This window comes from Bradyrhizobium sp. CSA112 (assembly GCF_029051645.1).
Lineage (GTDB): Bacteria > Pseudomonadota > Alphaproteobacteria > Rhizobiales > Xanthobacteraceae > Bradyrhizobium.
This window is the reverse complement of sequence record NZ_JAACFS010000005.1, coordinates 217,479-234,141: the sequence shown is the minus strand read 5'-3', so window position 1 is coordinate 234,141 and position 16,663 is coordinate 217,479. Positions and strand designations below refer to the sequence as shown.

15 protein-coding genes are annotated in these 16,663 nt (G+C 63.6%); 9 read left to right on the top strand and 6 right to left on the bottom strand.

The features are described from left to right. Nucleotide 1 precedes the first annotated feature (1 nt). The 4 genes from GWE18_RS13425 to GWE18_RS13410 all read left to right on the top strand — a co-directional run bounded on the left by GWE18_RS13425 (nucleotide 2) and on the right by GWE18_RS13410 (nucleotide 7,025). Nucleotides 2–1,765: a flotillin domain-containing protein gene (locus GWE18_RS13425; protein ID WP_275186209.1), complete on the top strand. Its 1,764-nt coding sequence runs from the start codon at nucleotides 2–4 to the stop codon at nucleotides 1,763–1,765. Nucleotides 1,766–2,110: 345 nt separating this feature from the next. Continuing rightward, entirely contained in the window at nucleotides 2,111–4,132 is a 2,022-nt protein-coding gene (locus GWE18_RS13420; protein WP_275186208.1) for a peroxidase family protein, read from the top strand. Between the two features lie 184 nt (nucleotides 4,133–4,316). Continuing rightward, a complete protein-coding gene (locus tag GWE18_RS13415; RefSeq protein ID WP_275186207.1) occupies nucleotides 4,317–5,561 on the top strand; it encodes an MFS transporter in 1,245 nt (414 codons plus the stop codon). Between the two features lie 231 nt (nucleotides 5,562–5,792). Beyond that, on the top strand, nucleotides 5,793–7,025 hold the full coding sequence (locus tag GWE18_RS13410; protein WP_275186206.1) for a multidrug effflux MFS transporter: 1,233 nt from the start codon (nucleotides 5,793–5,795) through the stop codon (nucleotides 7,023–7,025). On the opposite strand, the gene GWE18_RS13405 is transcribed toward GWE18_RS13410, so the two are convergent. From GWE18_RS13405 to GWE18_RS13380, 6 genes are all read right to left on the bottom strand, one after another. Continuing rightward, on the bottom strand, nucleotides 7,022–8,578 hold the full coding sequence (locus tag GWE18_RS13405) for a serine hydrolase (RefSeq protein WP_275186205.1): 1,557 nt from the start codon (nucleotides 8,576–8,578) through the stop codon (nucleotides 7,022–7,024). The two genes, GWE18_RS13410 and GWE18_RS13405, sit on opposite strands and share 4 nt — an antisense overlap. A gap of 22 nt (nucleotides 8,579–8,600) precedes the next feature. After that, nucleotides 8,601–9,860, bottom strand: coding sequence for an adenylate/guanylate cyclase domain-containing protein (locus GWE18_RS13400; protein WP_275186204.1), 1,260 nt, complete (start codon nucleotides 9,858–9,860; stop codon nucleotides 8,601–8,603). 176 nt (nucleotides 9,861–10,036) lie between these two features. After that, nucleotides 10,037–10,444, bottom strand: a complete 408-nt coding sequence (gene arsC, locus GWE18_RS13395; RefSeq protein WP_275186203.1) for an arsenate reductase (glutaredoxin) — start codon at nucleotides 10,442–10,444, stop codon at nucleotides 10,037–10,039. Beyond that, a complete protein-coding gene (locus GWE18_RS13390; protein ID WP_275186202.1) occupies nucleotides 10,441–11,139 on the bottom strand; it encodes an MIP/aquaporin family protein in 699 nt (232 codons plus the stop codon). Before GWE18_RS13390 ends, arsC begins: the two co-directional genes overlap by 4 nt. Beyond that, nucleotides 11,139–11,666: an arsenate reductase ArsC gene (locus GWE18_RS13385; RefSeq protein ID WP_275186201.1), complete on the bottom strand. Its 528-nt coding sequence runs from the start codon at nucleotides 11,664–11,666 to the stop codon at nucleotides 11,139–11,141. Before GWE18_RS13385 ends, GWE18_RS13390 begins: the two co-directional genes overlap by 1 nt. After that, nucleotides 11,659–12,021: a winged helix-turn-helix domain-containing protein gene (locus GWE18_RS13380; protein ID WP_275186200.1), complete on the bottom strand. Its 363-nt coding sequence runs from the start codon at nucleotides 12,019–12,021 to the stop codon at nucleotides 11,659–11,661. The genes GWE18_RS13385 and GWE18_RS13380 overlap by 8 nt, the downstream gene beginning before the upstream one ends. Nucleotides 12,022–12,143: 122 nt before the next feature. Between GWE18_RS13380 and GWE18_RS13375 the strand changes: the two genes are divergently transcribed. The 5 genes from GWE18_RS13375 to GWE18_RS13355 are packed head-to-tail and all read left to right on the top strand — an operon-like array spanning nucleotide 12,144 to nucleotide 16,662. Continuing rightward, on the top strand, nucleotides 12,144–12,461 hold the full coding sequence (locus GWE18_RS13375) for a metalloregulator ArsR/SmtB family transcription factor (RefSeq protein WP_275186199.1): 318 nt from the start codon (nucleotides 12,144–12,146) through the stop codon (nucleotides 12,459–12,461). Nucleotides 12,462–12,509: 48 nt separating this feature from the next. Further along, entirely contained in the window at nucleotides 12,510–13,874 is a 1,365-nt protein-coding gene (locus tag GWE18_RS13370) for an NAD(P)-binding domain-containing protein (protein ID WP_275186198.1), read from the top strand. Nucleotides 13,875–13,926: 52 nt separating this feature from the next. Continuing rightward, nucleotides 13,927–15,090 carry an MFS transporter gene (locus GWE18_RS13365; protein ID WP_275186342.1) on the top strand — a complete coding sequence of 388 codons (1,164 nt, stop codon included), beginning with the start codon at nucleotides 13,927–13,929 and terminating at the stop codon, nucleotides 15,088–15,090. Further along, entirely contained in the window at nucleotides 15,087–16,265 is a 1,179-nt protein-coding gene (locus tag GWE18_RS13360) for an MFS transporter (RefSeq protein WP_275186197.1), read from the top strand. Before GWE18_RS13365 ends, GWE18_RS13360 begins: the two co-directional genes overlap by 4 nt. After that, complete coding sequence (locus GWE18_RS13355; protein WP_275186196.1) at nucleotides 16,258–16,662, top strand: RidA family protein; 405 nt, start codon at nucleotides 16,258–16,260, stop codon at nucleotides 16,660–16,662. Before GWE18_RS13360 ends, GWE18_RS13355 begins: the two co-directional genes overlap by 8 nt. Nucleotide 16,663: the final 1 nt, after the last annotated feature.

The window sequence follows — 16,663 nt, the reverse complement described above, 5'->3', positions numbered from 1 at the left end:
CATGTGGGAACTTGCTGTACCCGTCGTTATTGGCGTCATTGTCGTTCTTGTTATCGGTCTCCTGCTTGCCAAACTCTACCGCCGCTCCACGCGTGACGAAGCCTATGTCCGCACCGGCCTCGGCGGCCAGAAAGTCGTCCTCGACGGCGGTTCGATCGTCCTTCCGGTCTTTCACTCGACGGCTGCGGTCAACCTGAAGACGCTGCGGCTCGAGGTCGCCCGCGGCGGTCCGGATTCGCTGATCACCAAGGATCGCATGCGCGTCGATATCGGCGCCGAATTCTACCTGCGCGTCAAACCCGACAGCTCGTCGATCGCGCTCGCCGCGCAGACGCTGGGCAGCCGCACCAACAATGCCGGCGAGCTGCGCGAGCTGATCGAGGCCAAATTCGTCGACGGCCTGCGTTCGGTGGCGGCCACCATGAACCTCGAGGAGCTGCAGGAGCAGCGCGCGACCTTCGTAAAGTCAGTGCAGGAAGCGGTCGGCGCCGACATCCAGAACAACGGCCTCGAACTCGAATCGGTGTCGCTGACGCGGCTCGACCAGAGCGACATCAAGCATTTCAACCCGAGCAATTTCTTCGACGCCCACGGCCTGACGACCCTGACCAAGATCACCAGGGAACGCGAGCAGGAGCGCAACCAGATCGTCCGCACCACCGAAGTGAACATCGCGCAGCAGGACCTCGTCGCCCGCCAGACCACGCTGACGATCGAAGCCACCAAGCGCGAGGCGGAGCTGGCGCAGCAGCGCGACATCGCCAACAAGACCGCCGCCATGCGCGCGCAGACCGCACAGGTCGAGCAGACCGCGCTGCAGAACGAAGCGGAATACCGCATCCAGCAGGAACTGGCGGTCGCCAACAAGCAGACCGAAGCCAACCAGTTGCGCGACACCAGGAAGATCGAGGCCGATCTCGCGGTGAAACGCCGCAACACGGAGATGGAGCGCGACCTGCAGATCGTCGCACAGGAAAGCGCGATCGCGGTCGCCACCAAGAGCAAGGAGCAATCGGAGGCGCAGACCGTCGCCGAAACAGCGCGGGCGCTTGCCATCGCAGCCGAAGAAAAGGTCACCACCGCCAAAGCCGTCGAAATCGCCGAACGCGACAAGATCATCAACGTGATCGCGGCGCGCAAGGCCGCCGAAACCGAGGCGATGCCGATCACCGTGATGGCGGAAGCCGAGAACCAGGCCGCGACCAACAAGGCGGAAGCCATCACCATGCTGGCCAAGGCCGATGCCGATGCCGCGATCACCCGCGCGACCGGCGTCAAATCGCTCGGCCAGGCCGAGGCCGAGGTGGCGGCGCTGAAGGCGGAAGCCCGCAACAAGCTCTCCTCGGCGATGGTCGACTACGATCTCACGCTGGCGCGCATCAACATCATTCCCAACGCGCTGGCCGAAGCGGTCAAGCCGATCGAGAAGATTTCGGACATCCGGATCTTCGACACCGGCGGCATGCTCGGCCGCGGCGGCAATGGCGCCATGAATGGCCACGGTAACGGCCTTGGCCTCGGCGACGGCCTTGCGGCGCAGCTATTGTCGGTCTCGGCCTTCAAGCCGATCATCGACAAGATCCTCGCCGAAGGCGGCTTCGCCGCAGGGCCGGACGCCCTGACCAGCCTGACCAACGCGCTGGCCGCGCAGCAACCGGCAATCCCCGCCGGACTGCCTGCTGCGCTTGAGATCGATGACGATGATGTAGCGCCGCCGACGACGATTTCGGGCGCGGGCAGGGCAACGCTCGGCCCCAAATCGTAATCAAGCGGCCGAAACGCCGGCCAAGTCGGGAATCCAGCGAGGCCTGCCGCTGTCGCGGCGGGCCTTTTTCTTGAAATCTCTCCTTTTCTTGTCGGGAAACACGCGGGTTTGCAGACGGGCTTGGCCGTGGTGGCTGGGCAAGAAGCATGACCGTTGCTCCCTCGGTCATTCCGGGGCGCGCCTCTTTGGCGCGAGCTCTCTGGTGGAATGGATTCCGGGCTCGCGCTTCGCGCGCCCCGGAATGACGAGAGGAATTGACCGTCGTGCGCTTCCTTATTGCAAATGCCTCTCATTAGTGACATTACTTGCAAATAATTCGCAATTGCAACTGAGGGAGGCGGCCAAATGCATCAGTTCAAGCGAACCTGGGGAAACCAGGATGGAGACGACGATTTTCATTTCGGCGGTTTTTCCGGCCATTCTTTTTTGCCGCACCGATCGCATGGCTCTCACGGCCCGAATGAGTCTCATCGCCCTCATGGTTCGCCGTGCCAACCGGATCCGCCGCCTGTAAAAATCGAATACCGCAGCTTCGACGGTTCACAGAACAATCAATCCGATTCCACCCTCAACGCTGCCGGCACCGAATTCGGACGTATCGGCGAGGCGCATTTTGCCGACGGCATTTCTGTCCCGCTCAGCGGCAACAATCCGCGCACCATCAGCAATCTTGTGGTCGGCGCCGGCGATCCTGATGTGGCGAACCCGGAAGGCGTCTCCGCCTTCATGTACGCCTGGGGCCAGTTCATCGATCACGACATGACGCTGACGCGGACGGACGGCGTCAGCGATATCAGCGTCATGGTACCGGCTGATGATCCCGTGCTTCCCGACGGCACCGTCATTCCGATCACTCGCGCAATTATCGATCCCACGACCGGTGCGGGCACATCCAATCCAGCCATGGCGGTCAATTCCAATACCGCCTGGCTGGACGCCTCGATGGTCTATGGGTCCAGCGCCGCGACCGCCGCCAGCCTGCGCACCGCCGACGGCCACATGCTGACGTCGCAGGGCAACAACCTGCCGATCGTCGACGGCATGGTCGTGGCCGGCGACGTCCGCGCCGCAGAAAATCCGGCGCTTACCGCCTTGCACACGCTGTTCGTGCGCGAACACAACTATTGGGTCGACAAACTGCACCTTGAGCATCCGAACTGGAGCGGCGACCAGCTCTACAATCACGCCCGCGCCATCGTGACGGCAGAAATCGCCAACATCACCTATTCGGAGTTCCTGCCAAACCTCGTGGGCAAGAACGCGCTCACGCCCTATGACGGTTATGACCCCAGCGTCGATCCTCACCTGTCACTGGAATTCGTCGCCGCGGCGTTCCGCTTCGGACATTCGATCGTGTCGGGCGAAACCGAAGGTCTTGCGGAAAACGGCGAAGTCATCGCCGGCTCCGAGGAAGACCTCAAGGGTGTGTTCTTCCAGCCGGCGGCAAACTTCATTGACAATGGCGGCGCCGACGGACAATTGCGCCACCTGGCCGCCGATCCGTCACAGGCGCTCGATGCGCGCATCGTCGACGACCTGCGCAATTTTCTCTTCGATCCACCGGTGTCTATGGATCTCGCCGCAATTAACATCCAGCGCGCGCGCGACCTTGGCCTCGGCACGCTCAACCAGACCCGTGAAGCGCTCGGCCTCGACCCCTACACGGATTTCAGCCAGATCACGAGCGACCCGGAAACGCTGGCCGGACTGAAAGCAGCTTACGGCAATGTAAATAATGTCGGCCTGTGGACCGGCGGCTTGTCGGAAAATCATGTCCCTGGCGCGCTTGTCGGCGAAACCTTCCAGGCCATCATTGCGAGACAGTTCGAGGCGTTGCGCGATGGCGACCGGTTCTGGTTCGAGAATCAGGGGTTTGATTCCAGGACGTTGTCCGAGATCAAAGGCACGACGCTGGCAGATATCATTCTGCGCAATACCGACACCAAGCATATCCAGGACGATGTCTTCGTCACCTATGTGCGGCACACCGGCCTTGCCGGCGGCGTGGAATCCGAAGACCCCGAAGCCCGCCAGATCGTCGTCGGCTCCAATGACAACGACACGCTGATCGGCGGCCCGCAAGGCGACTATCTGTTCGCCGGAACCGGCAGGCAGACGATGACGGGGAATGACGGCGCTGACCGATTCGTGTTTGATTTCGGATCCACCAAAGCTGAGATCACTGATTTCGATCCAGGCATCGACATGCTGGTGTTTGAGAATGCCGGCCGCCTGGACTTTTTCGATGTGAGGATCTGGGGCGACCACCATGGGAATACGGTGGTCCAGGTTGGTGACGACCGGATCGAACTCACCGACGTACGGCCCCGTGAACTCACAAAGCACGATTTCCTGTTCGACGTTTGATGCGAATTCTTCCGCAGGGAAGAACGTGCCGGATAATGCGCCGGCCATGATGGAAGGTTAATCGCCTCCACACGTTCGCGTGTGGAGGTTTTTTCTTTGTAGAAGGGCTTGTCGGGAAACGGGTGGGTCGGATCGTCCATAGGCCAGACAATGGGCCAGATCGATTCTGCCAAGGAATACCGCCATGTCCGCCGCCGACACGCCTCGCCTGCCCGTGACCTTCAACCGCCTGGCCTGGTCCAACCTCGCGGCCCAATCGGCCGAGCAGGTTGCGCTGGCCGCAGCCCCCATCGTCGCGGTGCTGTTGCTCGGTGTCGGCGAAGGCCAGACCGGGCTGCTGCAGACGGCGCTGACGCTGCCCTTCATCCTGTTCGCGATCCCCGCAGGTCTCCTCGCCGATCGCGTTTCGCGGCGCTGGGTGATGGCGGGCTCCGAGGCGCTGCGCGCCGTGGCGCTCGCCGGAATCCTGTTGCTGATCTGGCTCGGGCTGATGACCTTGCCGCTGCTTTCGCTGCTCGGCTTCATCGCGGTATGCGGCACCGTCGCCTACAGCGTCGCCGCGCCCGCCCTGGTGCCGTCGCTGGTGACATCGGAACAACTGCCGGCGGCGAACGCGCGGATTGAACTCGCACGCACCATCGCGTTCGCCAGCGGTCCGGCGCTCGGCGGCGTGCTGGTCGGATGGGTTGGCGCCGCGCCAGCCTTCGGTTTTGCCGCGGCTTTGTCCGTGATCGCAGTCGTGCTGCTGTCGGGCATCTATGAGCCGGCGCGCAATCCTGCCCCGCGCCGCCATCCGTTGCAGGAAATCAAGGAAGGCGCCGCGTTCGTGCTGCATCACCCGCTGCTGCGGCCGGTGTTCATCACGCAGTTCATCTTCAACACGGCGTCGTTCCTGCTGCTGGCCGTATTCGTGCCCTACGCCGTGCGTCACCTCGGACTGTCAGCCACCGGCGTCGGCGTAACGCTTGGCATGTACGGCGTCGGCATGGTGGTCGGCGCGCTTGCAGCGACGCGGGTGATGCAGCGGCTCGCCTTCGGCACGGTGATCGGGCTCGGGCCGGTGACGGGATTCGTCGCCGCGGCCGTGATGGCGCTGACCACGATCGTGCCGACGCCGCCACTGGCGGGCCTGAGCTTCTTCCTGCTCGGCGTAGGTCCGATCCTCTGGGTGATTTCGACCACGACCTTGCGGCAATCGGTGACGCCGCCGTCGCTGCTCGGGCGCGTCTCCGCCATCAACATCATGAGCTACGGCGCCCGTCCGCTCGGCTCCGCGCTCGGCGCCATCGTCGGCGGCCTCTATGGCGCGGAAGCCTGCCTCTATCTGGCGGCGGCGATCTTCGCGGCGCAAGCGCTGGTGATCCTGCTGTCGCCCGCGGTCTCGCTGGCGCGGCAGCCAGATATGGTGGGTGAAGCGGCAGGGTGTTAGCCGTCTGGCCGAAACCGTCATTGCGAGGAGCATGGCGACGAAGCAATCCAGCCTCTCTTGCGGCCCTGGATTGCATCGCGCAGCCTGTCATCGGGCGGGCATTCGCCCCGACCCGTTGGCTCGCAATGACGGTTTTTGCCAGCATTTCCTTCTAACTGGCCGGAGCCCGTTGGTGCTTTCCCATCCCGCTTTATATGATATACGTAATTTCATACAGAAGCGGGAACCCTCATGGCTAACCAGACTGCAGCAATCGACACTGGCCCTCGTTCGGAAGCTTCTTCCACTGTCCTGCAGATTGCTGTCCTGGCAGGCCTCGCCGCCACTGGAACACTCGCCACCAACATCCTGCTACCGTCGCTGCCGCAGATGGCGGCGTCGCTCAACGTCACGAGCGCGGCCGTCACCGCAGCGATCACGGTCTTCCTCGCGGTGTTCGCGATCGGCCAGCTCGTGGTCGGGCCGATCTCGGACCGCTACGGCCGCCGTTGGCCGGTCTTGGCCGGATTTGCAATCTTCCTCGCCGGCAGCGTCTGGTGCGGCCTCGCCAGTGATTTGCCAAGCCTGCTGATTGGCCGTGTCATCCAGGCGGTCGGCGCCTGCGCCACCTCGGTGCTGTCGCGCGCCATTGCCCGCGACCTGTTTTCCGGTCCCGCTCTGGGCCGCGCGATGGCGCTGATCATGATCGCAATGTCGGCAGCGCCGGGCTTTTCGCCGCTGCTCGGTGGTGCGCTCGACCACGCTTTCGGCTGGCGCTCCGAATTCGCATTCCTCGCGGCTTTCGCCGGGCTCGGCGCCCTCGCCTACGGCATGGTGTTTGGCGAGACCCACCTCGCAACACGCACCCCGCTCGATCCGCAGGCGATCGCAAAAACCTACCTCGCCCTGCTCCGTGACCGCCGCTTCGTGGTGCCGGCGGCAACCGTCAGCCTGATTCTGGGCGCGCTGTTCTCGATTTTCTCGGCCGCGCCCCGCGTGCTGATCGAAGCGATGCATTTTACGCCGATTCAACTCGGCCTGTTCTTTGCGGGTACGGTGCTGATCGTGTTCGCCGCCGGCATGCTCGCGACCCGGCTTGCGCCACGCTATGGGCTCGATCGTTCGATCCGGGGCGGACTGTTCGCCGCCGCCGCCGGCAGCCTCGCGATGCTGCTGGTCTCGCTATACGTCCCCTCCTTCCTGCCGTTTCTTGCGGCCATGAGCGTGTTCCTGCTCGGCATGGGCATCGTCAGTCCGTTGGGCACGGCGCAGGCGCTGTCCCCGTTCGGCGACAAAGCCGGCGCGGCATCGGCGCTCATTGGCTTCTCGCAGATGATGACGGCCGCGATCGGCGTCTGGCTCGCGGCGACGATATCGCATGAGGCGCTGTTCGCGCTCGGCGTGGTGCTGATGGTGTTTTCGCTGGTGGCCGTGGCGCTCTATACGATGCGAGCGAAGGCCGGCCAGGACATCTTGCGTGGCTAATCGGCCGGTTCTCCGACGATTGAAACTTCAAGGCCGGCCCTGTCATTGCCACGAAGATTGAGCGTGCCGCCGTCAAACCTGAGGGTCCATTTTTGTAACGGGGCGTCCGCGCCCAGCATCCGGCGTTCCATCACGAATGTTTGGCCGTCCAGCCAGCTTCCCTTGGTCGCAGCGACTCCGAAGACCGTCGGATCGCTCTTGCGAAACAGTCCGTCAAGCCCGATCGGGCCGGTAAACTTGAGTGGCGGCCTTGTTGGATCCCGGCTATTCATCTCCAGCTCATAACGCGGATTCGGACCGGTAAGGGTTAGCGAAAGCGATCGCACATTCAGTGCGCTGCTCAGAAACTTGTATGTCTTTCCCGAGATGGAAGACGCGATCTCGGGAGTTGCGCCGACCTCGCTCGGCTTCTCGGTTGATATCTCGCGGATGACGGCTGCAAGCAGGCTTGTGCCGGCGGGGTCCGGCGGCAGCGCGGTCTCGGATTTGACCGCGCCGGAAATATCATCAGCCATTTTGCCGAACGGACAAAAGTCTCTGGCCGTCGTCACCGCAACAATGTCCAGCTCGGGAAAAATCATGATCACCTGGCAGTGGTATCCGACCGCCATGTAGACCTTCCGGTCAGGCAGCGCCCAAAAGAGATTGGAATATCGCAGCGTCGGTGCGCGCGACGAATTCATGTTCACCGTCGCGTGACGGGTCTTCTCAACCCATCCCGGAGGAACAAGCGGTTTGCCCTCCCATTCGCCATGGCGCAAGTAGAGATAGCCAATCTTCGCCATGTCACGAGGCAGCAAGGCCAGACCGTATCCTCCGGTCGAGATGCCCTGGGGGTCGCGCCGCCAATTCCACGTGTTGATGCCGAGCGGCCCGAAAAGCCTGACCTTGGCGTAATCCGACGCGCTCAACCCTGTCAGCCCAGTGAGGATGGCGGAAAGCAAATGCGGATTGCCGCTGTTGTAGTTGAAGATGTCTCCGGGTGCGCTCGACATCTGACGATCGAGAATGAATTTGATCCAGTCCGGGCTGCGCTCCATTGCGATCATCGAAACCGGCCGTCCGCTCAACGGCTCCTCCCAGTCTAGTCCGGAGGTCATGTCCAGCAGGTTCTGGACCGTTACTGCCTTTTTCCTTTCATCCACGTTCGCAATGCTTCGGTCTGCAAAGAAGTCCAGCATCCGACGATCAGTGCTATCAAGCAGCCCGTCCTTGGAGGCGATCGCCATCAAGGTGCCGATGACAGCTTTGGTGGTGGAGTTGGTGATGTGGGGAATATCCGCTGCATACGGCGCGTAATAGGCATCGAGGACAATCCGGCCATGCCGCACAATCAGCAAGCTGTCGAAGCTGCGGCTTTTTCCGAACTCGACCAGCTTGGCAAGCGCCGCCGAGTCCATGCCCCGCTCTTCCGGCGTGGATGTTGGCCATTGGCTGGTCGGCCAGCCGGACTCTGCTGCGCCTTGGGCGTATGCGGCAGCGCTGCAGACCGAAGCCACAAGCATGATGGTACCGAGAACAATCCCGGGAGCGGCTAGTCTTGGGTTTTGCATCAGCCCCTCGTGTGGTTGCAACCTAACCCGCCAGATACCGCTCGTACTTCCCACCTACGACCTCGTCCGCCGCAATATCCGGATCGAGCGTGTAGAGATCCTGGGCGCGGCCGATGCCGCGCAGCGCATAGCGGCCGGTGGACACCAGATAGTTTCGCCCGGCGGCGTCGAGGCCGGCGCGGAACGCCGACGACATCAAGAGTTCCCGGTCGACCGAGCGGCACATCGAGGCGATGCGGCTGACCTCGTTGACGGCCGGGCCCACCACCGTGAAGTCGAGGCGGTCGTCGCTGCCGATATTGCCGTAGAAGACCTCGCCGACATGCAGGCCGACATGGGCCGTCGTCACCGGCCGGCCCTCCTCGTTGCGGCGGGCGTTGAGCGTCTTCACGTTGCGGCGGAAGCGATGCTCGGCCCGCAGCGCGGCGCGCATTGCCTTCGCCATGTTGTCATGGGTGAACATCGCCAGCACGCCGTCGCCGATCAGCTTCAGCACCTCGCCGCCGGCTTGGTGAATGGCGTCGATCGAGGCATGAGCATAATCGTTGAGGAACGGAATGATCTCGCCGGGATCGATGCTCTCGCTGATCGCAGTCGAGCCACGCAGGTCGGAGAACCACAGCACCGTGTTGATGCGTTCGGTGACGCCGCGCGTGATCCGTCCGCGCAGCACCTGTTCGGCGGTGTCGCGCCCGAGATAGACGCGTCCCAGCGTCTTGGTGATGTCGGCTTGCGCTGCGGACTTGACCGCCAGCCCCAGCACCGGCACGAGATCGCGTAGCGCAGCTAACCCTTGCGCCCCAAAGCCCTCGTCGCGCCTTGTCACCCAATAGGAATAGACGCAGTCCATCTGCCCCATGGTGCCGGCCTCGCCGAACTGATGCACATAGGCCACGAGATGCTTGTGGCCCTTCTCGGCGAGTTCATTGACGAACTTGAACCTTTGCGCCGCGCGGTCAGCGAGGTCGATCGGCAGCTCCGAAAAGCCGTTTTCGAGCATGTGATAGAAGATCGAGCTGCGCCAGGCCTGCGCAGCTTCGCCCTCACTGGTCGAGCCATATTCGAACACGTTGCTTTCGTTGGTTTCGGCGTCGTTCCAGCGAAAGCCGCGCCCCTCGAAAATCGGGTGCAGCGTATCGATGAAGACCATCCCGCGCGATACATGGAGTCCTTCGGCGCAACAGCGCTCACAGAAGCCGCGGACCAGGTCATTTTCGGGCAAGCCAGTGAGGCCCTGGCTGACCAGCCAGTTCGTCAGGCGCAGACGGGGTGTGAGTTCCATGCGGCCATTATGCCGTGCAATCGTGACGGGTGGAAGGCTCGTGCGGCTCGCATTCCCCGGATGCTACGCAGCGGTGCGCTGCTGAGCCGGGGCCGATACTTTCACCGTGGGTCACGGCTCTGCGGAGCAGCGTTACACGCTGCACCGCGTCCGGGACGCGCATGCTCAACCCTTGCTCAGTCCTTGGCGCGCGTCACCGCCTCGCCGTCTTCCTTGACGAAGGACTGCGCGGGATTATCGAGCAGATCGAGCACCAACTCCGAGGGACGGCACAGCCGGACGCCCTTCGGCGTCACCACGATCGGCCGGTTGATCAGGATCGGATGCGCGATCATGAAGTCGATCAGCTCGTCATCGCTCCACTTCGGATCGGCGAGGCCAAGCTCGGCATAGGGCGTGCCCTTCTCGCGGAGGAACTCGCGCGGCGAGAGGCCCGACGCCTTGATCAGTTCGACCAGCCGCGCCCGGCTCGGCGGGGTCTTCAGGTACTCGATCACCTCGGGCTCCTCGCCGCTCTGCCGGATCATCGCCAGCGTGTTGCGCGAGGTGCCGCAGGCGGGGTTGTGATAGATCGTGACGGTCATGACCGAGCCTCCTTCATTGCTGCGCTTGCCCAGCCTTTTCCGCCGAGCAGCCAGCCCATGAAGAGCAACGCGACGAGCGCCCCGCTTGTTTCGGCAATGATGAAACCCGGAAGGTCGGCGGGCCGGATGCCCGAAAACGTATTGGTCATCGAGCGGGCGATCGCTACCGCCGGATTGGCGAAGGAGGTGGACGCTGTGAACCAGTAGGCCGCGGTGATGTAGAGGCCCACCAGCCACGGCACGGCGGCGCGGTTGAACCTAATGCCGCCCAATACGGTGGCGACCAGCCCGAAGGCGGCGACGCCCTCCGCGAACCATTGCGCTCCGCCGGTTCGCATTTTCAGCGAGGCATCGATCAAAGGCAGCGCGAACATCGCATGCGCGATCATGGTCCCGGCAATTCCGCCAGCGATCTGCGCAAGGATGTAAGCAAGCGTGTCGCGCGGCGTCAGCTCGCGCTTCAATGCAAACACCAGCGATACCGCCGGATTGAAATGCGCCCCCGAAACGGGTCCGAGGATGGTGATGAGAACGACCAGAATCGCGCCGGTCGGCAACGTGTTGCCGAGCAACGCCAGCGCAACATCCTTGGTCAGGCTCTCGGCCATGATGCCGGAGCCGACCACCGTCGCAACCAGCAGCGCGGTCCCGAGGGCTTCAGCCGCGAGCCGGCGCGGCAGATCGAATTCGTTCATCAGCTAGCCTTTTCCTGGCCTGAGGTTGCGCCGTCGCCGCGGCCGATGTCGCGCAGCCTGGTCCCAAGCGATAGCTGGTCGATGCTTTCCAGCGGCAGGCTGGTGAAGGCGGCAATTCGATTCTTGAGATAACGGAACGCCTCGACGAACGCCGCTTCCTTCTCGATGTCGGTGCCCTCGACGCCAGCCGGATCTTCGATTCCCCAATGCGCTGTCATCGGCTGTCCCGGCCAGATCGGGCAGGATTCGCCGGCCGCGTTGTCGCAAACCGTGAAGACGAAATCCATCACGGGAGCATCGCTGCGCGCGAACTCTTCCCAGCTCTTCGAGCGCAATCCGTCCGTCGGGTAATCAAGACGGTTGAGTACCTTGATTGCAAATGGATTGACCGTCCCCTTCGGCTGGCTGCCGGCGGAAAAGGCGCGGAAGTTGCGGTGACCTTCCTTGCGCAGGATCGATTCCGCCAGGATCGAACGCGCGGTGTTTCCGGTGCACAGGAAGAGCACGTTGTAGATGCGTTCAGGCATGAGCTTTCCTCCTTGTCTTTGGTGGACAACAAGGCGTGAGGTCTTCGATCAGCGGCCCGCAGATCTCGGGGCGTCCGTCGCAGCAATCGCGCAGCATGAACAAGACCACGACCTGAAACGCCTTAAGATCGGCTCGATAGACGATCGAACGACTGAAGCGCCGCGCCGTCACCAATCCCGCGCGGGACAGGATGGCCAGATGGGACGACATGGTGTTTTGCGGCACCGCCAGTTTTTTGGCGATATCGCCGGCGGCGAGCCCTTCGGGCTCGTGCTTCGCCAGCAGCCGAAACACCTCGAGGCGGGTCGATTGGGCAAGCGCGGCCAGCGCGAGAATGGCCTGTTCTGATTCCATATATCCAGACTTATCGATATATCATTCCATGTCAACTCCGGCAGCAAGGACGCCGCCCCCGTCTATTTCGATAATTCTAGAAATACCGTTGACAGATTCGGACTAGAGTGAGACGATGGCCTATGAAACTCGATGACGCAGCCGCCCATCTCGAAGCGCTTGGCAATCCGACCCGGCTAAAAATCTATCGCGCGCTGATCCGCGCCGGAGGCGCTGGCCTTGCGGTCGGCCGCCTGCAGGAGAAGCTGAAAATCGCGCCCTCCACCCTCTCCCACCACATCAAGGCGCTGGTGGTGGTCGGCCTTGTGACGCAGGTACGCGATGCGACTACGCTGATCTGCCACGCCAATTACGAAGTGATGCGGGAGCTGGTGGGATTTCTCGTTGCGGAGTGCTGCACCGAGAGCGCCGAAACCACTGATACCAAGACCGCGGCATAGCGCTTTTTGACCTCTATTTCGATACTTCTAGTTTCATGGGAGAACGTCATGACCGGAGCCAAGACCGTCGCGATCATCGGAGCCGGGCCGGTCGGTCTTGCCGCCGCCGTCCATGTTCTGGAGCGCGGGCTGCAGCCGATCGTATTGGAAGCTGGCGACAATGTCGGCCACGCCATGCGGCAATGGGGCCACGTCCAGCTATTCTCGCCTTGGGAGTACAACGTGGACAAGGCCGCAACGCGGCTGCTGGCGACATCGGGATGGAATTCTCCCGAGCCCGGCCAGTACCCGACCGGCGCCGAAATGGTCGAGCGCTATCTCGAACCGCTTGCGACCCACGCCGCGCTTGAGCCTCACATCCGCACCTCGAGCCGCGTCACCGGGATCAGCCGCGCCGGCTTCGACAAGCTCAAGACGAGGGGCCGCGAGGCCGCGCCGTTTGAAATCCGTTACCAGAACGGGCAAGGTCAGAAGTTCCTCAAGGCCGACGCGGTCATCGATGCCTCGGGTACCTGGCATTCGCCGAACCCGGCGGGCGCCAATGGTCTTCCCGCCATCGGCGAGAACGAAACCGCGGACCGGATCGCCTACGGCATGCCGGACGTGCTCGGCAGCGACCGCGCGCGCTATGCCGGCAAGATCGTCGCGGTGCTGGGATCCGGGCATTCTGCGATCGGCACGCTGACCGATCTGGCAAAACTGGCCGAACAGGCACCGGGGACGCGGCCGGTCTGGCTGCTGCGCGGCAGCGATCCAGCCAAGGCTTTCGGCGGTGGTGCGAACGACAAGTTGGTGGCCCGCGGCGAACTGGGTGCGGCTTTCGCGGCATTGGTGACGGCGGGCCGGATCAAGTTGGAAAGCGGATTTCGCGTTTCGCATGTCATCGCCGACGGCGCTCGCCTTATCGTCGGCGCTGTCTCCGCCTGCAGCGCGCGCCAGGCAGTGGTCGATGAACTGATCGTCGCGACCGGCTTCCGGCCGGACCTCGATTTTACCCGCGAGCTCCGCATCCGGCTCGATCCGGCGATCGAATGTCCGCTCGCGCTGGCGCCGCTGATCGATCCCAACGAGCATAGCTGCGGCACCGTGCGGCCGCACGGCGCGCGCGAGCTGGCGCAGGACGAACCCGGCTTCTATTTCGCCGGCTTGAAATCCTACGGCCGCGCGCCGACCTTCCTGATGCTCACGGGATACGAACAGGTGCGCTCGATCGCCGCCGACATCGCCGGCGACCGCGCAGCCGCGGAACGGGTCGAACTGGTGCTGCCCGAGACCGGCGTCTGCAGCCGTTCGCTCGCGCCAGATGCCAGCAATTGCTGCGGCGGCCCTGCATTATCAGATGTTGACGCTTGTTGCGTCGCGGATGAGAAAGCAAAGCAGCAAGGCAAGACGGGATGCGGTTGCGCATCCTGATCAATAGGGAGTGCGCGGAATTTTTCTGGAGGGACGCTCCGTCATCGTTGCGATGTGCATCGGGCAGCTTGGCAGCCTGCTTCCGCACGTCGTCGTGCCTTCCATCCTCGCCGCGTTCCTGATTCCGGAATGGCATTTGAGCGGGGCGCAGGCGGGCCTGCTGGCTGGCTCGGGCGCCGCCGGCTACATGCTGACCGTGCCGGTGCTGGCGACGCTGACCGATCGTATCGACGCGCGCAAAATACTGATCGCAGGTTCGGCGCTGAGCGCGCTCGGCACCTTGCTGTTCGGCCTGTTTGCGACCGGCCTGTGGTCGGGCGCCCTCTTCAACGCGATGGCCGGCGCGGGCTTTGCCGGCGCCTATATGCCGGGCCTCAAGGCGCTGACCGATCGTCTCGCGCCGGGCGATTCATCCCGCGCGATCACGCTCTACACATCGAGCTTCTCGTTCGGTGTCGGCCTGTCGTTTCTGGTTTCCCAGCTCGTTGCAGAAGCCTGGGGCTGGCGCAGCGCATTTTTCGTCACCGCCGCCGGACCGCTGATCATGTTCACCGCCTGCTTGCTGTTGCGGCCGGTCAAGCCGGCGCCGGTGTCGGGCCGGCTACTTGATTTCGCACCGGTGCTTCAGAACCGCAACGCCATGGGATTTGTTCTCGGCTATGGCGCGCACTGCTTCGAACTGTACGGGATCAGGACCTGGATCGTGGCGTTCTGGACGTTCGTGGCGGCAAGGAGTTCGGACGCTTCAATCCTGACGCCGATCGTGGTCAGCGTGGTATTCTCCGTACTCGCCATGCCCGCCAGCATCCTCGGCAATGAATTCGCGCTCAGGTTCGGTCGCCACCGCGCCATATCAGCCGTGATGCTCGCCTCCGCCACGGTGGCCCTTTCGATCGGCATGCTCGCCGACAAATCGCCGTGGCTGCTGCTGCCGCTTGTTCTGGTCTACGCCATCACTGTGCCCGCCGATTCCGGCGCATTGACCTCGGGCATGTCGATGGCCGCCGATCCCAGCTATCGCGGCGCGACCATGGCGATGCATTCTACCGTCGGCTTCAGCCTTTCCGCGCTTGGCGCCTGGGCGGTCGGTGTTGCGCTGGACGCTGCGGGTGGGCCGCAAAGCTCATCGGCCTGGATGGCGGCATTTTCGGTGCTGGCGGCAGGCATCCTGCTTGGGCCGTTGGCGCTCTATTGGTCGAGAAGAGAGACGCAGTGAACCGCAACCAGTTTTCCATCATTGTCGCGCTCGGCACGACGCAGACGCTGGCCTGGGCCTCGAGCTATTACCTGCCCGCGATCCTCGCCGATCCGATCGCGCGCGATCTCGGCGTTTCCTCGAACTGGATCTTTGCCGCCTTCTCTGCATCGCTTGTCATCTCCGCCATGCTCGGGCCGCGCATCGGCCGGCAGATCGATCTGGTCGGCGGCCGTTCCGTGCTGTCGCTTTCCAACCTGGTGCTGGCCGCGGGACTGGCGCTGCTCGGCTTAACCTATTCGATACCTGTTCTGCTCACAGCCTGGCTCCTGCTCGGCATCGGCATGGGTGCGGGCCTCTACGACGCCGCCTTCGGCGCACTCGGCCGCATCTACGGCGACGCGGCGCGACGCTCGATCACCGGCATCACGCTGATCGCAGGCTTCGCCTCCACCGTGGGATGGCCGCTGACCGCGTGGGGGCTGGAAACGATCGGCTGGCGCAACACCTGCTTTGCGTGGGCGGCGGCACACATCCTGATCGGCCTGCCGATCAACTGGCTGATGCTGCCACAGGTCGCCGGCGCAAAGGCGGCCGTTGCTTCCGCCGTCAAGCCGCATATCCCGCTCGACCGCACCATGATCCTGCTGGCGTTTGCCTTTGCCGCCTCCTGGAGCGTCACCGGCGCGATGGCCGCGCATCTGCCGCGCATTCTCGAATCCGCCGGCGCGACCTCGCTGCAGGCGGTCGCCGCCGGCGCGCTGATCGGTCCATCGCAGGTGGCCGCGCGCATCTTCGAGGCGAGCTTTCTGTCGCGGTATCACCCGCTGGTGTCCGGGCGGCTCGCCTGCCTGACGCACCCGATCGGCGCGGCCATCATCGGACTATTCGGCGGCGGCGCGGCCAGCATCTTTGCCGTCTTCCACGGCACCGGCAACGGTATCCTGACGATTGCGCGCGGCACGATGCCGCTCGCGATCTTCGGGCCGAAAAACTATGCCTATCGCCTGGGGATCATCGGCGCCCCGGCGCGGATTGCGCAGGCCGGCGCGCCGCTGGCGTTCAGCCTCTTGATCGACGTCATGGGCAGCCGCATCCTGATTGTGTCGTCGGCGCTGTCGCTCTCCGCGCTGCTGGCGCTGATGCTGCTACGCGCACCACCACCTCGAAGCATGACGAAAGAGGAGGATGTCTGAAATGATCACCCGCATCAATCCGCCCGAACTGGGAACGCCGCCCGGTTATTCGCAGATCGTCGAGGTGAACGCGGGCCGCATCATTTTCATCGCCGGCCAGACCGCGCTCGATCGCGACGGCAATGTGGTCGGCAGAAGTGATTTTGCAGCCCAGGCGGAGCAGGTGTTTCGAAACCTCACGATTGCCCTGGAGGCCAGCCGGTGCACGCCGGCCAATCTCGTAAAGCTCACGGTATTCCTCACCGACATGGATAATCTCGGACCCTACCGCGAAGCCCGAAACCGCTTCTTCGCCTCGGTGACGCCGCCGGCGGCGCCCGCCGTGACGCTGGTCGAGGTATCGAAGCTGTACGGTTCGGATTTCCTGATCGAGATCGAGGCGATTGCTGCGGCGTGAG

Coding starts and splice junctions, on each gene's coding strand:
- GWE18_RS13420 (WP_275186208.1), top strand. CDS start 2,111: ATGCATCAGTTCAAGCGAACCTGGGGAAACCAGGATGGAGACGACGAT.
- arsC (WP_275186203.1), bottom strand. CDS start 10,444: ATGACCGTCACGATCTATCACAACCCCGCCTGCGGCACCTCGCGCAAC.
- GWE18_RS13365 (WP_275186342.1), top strand. CDS start 13,927: ATGTGCATCGGGCAGCTTGGCAGCCTGCTTCCGCACGTCGTCGTGCCT.
- GWE18_RS13390 (WP_275186202.1), bottom strand. CDS start 11,139: ATGAACGAATTCGATCTGCCGCGCCGGCTCGCGGCTGAAGCCCTCGGG.
- GWE18_RS13425 (WP_275186209.1), top strand. CDS start 2: ATGTGGGAACTTGCTGTACCCGTCGTTATTGGCGTCATTGTCGTTCTT.
- GWE18_RS13400 (WP_275186204.1), bottom strand. CDS start 9,860: ATGGAACTCACACCCCGTCTGCGCCTGACGAACTGGCTGGTCAGCCAG.
- GWE18_RS13375 (WP_275186199.1), top strand. CDS start 12,144: ATGAAACTCGATGACGCAGCCGCCCATCTCGAAGCGCTTGGCAATCCG.
- GWE18_RS13405 (WP_275186205.1), bottom strand. CDS start 8,578: ATGCAAAACCCAAGACTAGCCGCTCCCGGGATTGTTCTCGGTACCATC.
- GWE18_RS13370 (WP_275186198.1), top strand. CDS start 12,510: ATGACCGGAGCCAAGACCGTCGCGATCATCGGAGCCGGGCCGGTCGGT.
- GWE18_RS13415 (WP_275186207.1), top strand. CDS start 4,317: ATGTCCGCCGCCGACACGCCTCGCCTGCCCGTGACCTTCAACCGCCTG.
- GWE18_RS13410 (WP_275186206.1), top strand. CDS start 5,793: ATGGCTAACCAGACTGCAGCAATCGACACTGGCCCTCGTTCGGAAGCT.
- GWE18_RS13385 (WP_275186201.1), bottom strand. CDS start 11,666: ATGCCTGAACGCATCTACAACGTGCTCTTCCTGTGCACCGGAAACACC.
- GWE18_RS13355 (WP_275186196.1), top strand. CDS start 16,258: ATGTCTGAAATGATCACCCGCATCAATCCGCCCGAACTGGGAACGCCG.
- GWE18_RS13380 (WP_275186200.1), bottom strand. CDS start 12,021: ATGGAATCAGAACAGGCCATTCTCGCGCTGGCCGCGCTTGCCCAATCG.